Annotated in this window: 1 protein-coding gene; it reads right to left on the reverse strand. The window is 61.7% G+C overall.

Annotation, left to right across the window (positions count from 1 at the left end):
• A partial coding sequence (locus J2I46_RS32715) for a PA14 domain-containing protein (protein ID WP_262898086.1) occupies positions 1–397 on the reverse strand: 397 nt, incomplete at both ends.

Below are 397 nucleotides of genomic sequence, written 5' to 3' on the forward strand. Positions count from 1 at the left end.
ACCCGGAAGAAAGCTGAGGCCGGAATGGTTTGTTTGCCGATGCCGGGGCCGCTGTAGCTTACCGTCAGGGTCTGGCCACCCCCGCCCTGGAAGTAAGGAATGGTGATGGCGTGGGTACCCGCTTTGAGGCCAATGGTACCCGACCGCTCCTGCTCGGCATGCCCACCGTCGTTGTTCACCACCTCGGTAGTGCCGATCAGCAGTTTGCTGCCATCGTCAGAGTAGGTGTAGAAAGTGTAGACCCCATCGGTAGGTACGTTCACGTAGCCCGTGAAGCGCAGCCCGTAGTTATCGTCGCGGGAACGCACGCCCCGATCGGGCAGGCCGTTGGTGCCGGTCTTGGCGGGAGTCAGCGAGCCAAAATCGGGCAGCACGCCCCAGTTGCCTTCGTAGTAAC

It is taken from the genome of Fibrella forsythiae (assembly GCF_017353175.1).
Taxonomy (GTDB): Bacteria; Bacteroidota; Bacteroidia; order Cytophagales; family Spirosomataceae; genus Fibrella; species Fibrella forsythiae.